The sequence below is a fragment of the Duganella sp. Dugasp56 genome, assembly GCF_047304105.1.
Classification (GTDB): domain Bacteria; phylum Pseudomonadota; class Gammaproteobacteria; order Burkholderiales; family Burkholderiaceae_D; genus Rugamonas; species Rugamonas hordei.
On the sequence record NZ_JBGLYQ010000125.1, the window covers coordinates 1 to 277 of the forward strand.

The 277-nt window shown below is 36.8% G+C and carries 1 protein-coding gene; it reads right to left on the reverse strand.

Annotated features, from left to right (window positions below; all coding sequences use genetic code 11):
• The coding region (locus tag ACCD07_RS32330) for a hypothetical protein (RefSeq protein WP_413449696.1) at nt 1–277 on the reverse strand (277 nt) is incomplete at both ends.

The following is a 277-nucleotide window of genomic DNA, read 5'->3' on the forward strand; positions in this document are numbered from 1 at the left end:
CTTAACAGCAGTAGGTGGAATCTGTGCTGTACAGAATGGGCACTGATTAGTTTCTTGCATTCTAATCTCAACCCACTCAGCTTGAACACCTAACCATTTAGCTGCTTTACGCTGCAAATCACTAACAGCTAACATATGACGATTCTTCTGCCAATCATTGTTAGCCATTGTAACAAGATTATGAAACCACTGACGCTGTTTTTCAGCATATTCTTCTAGTAAATCTGGAAAATATTCTTTAATCTCATCTTTAGTAAATTTACCTTCAACCCAAAAT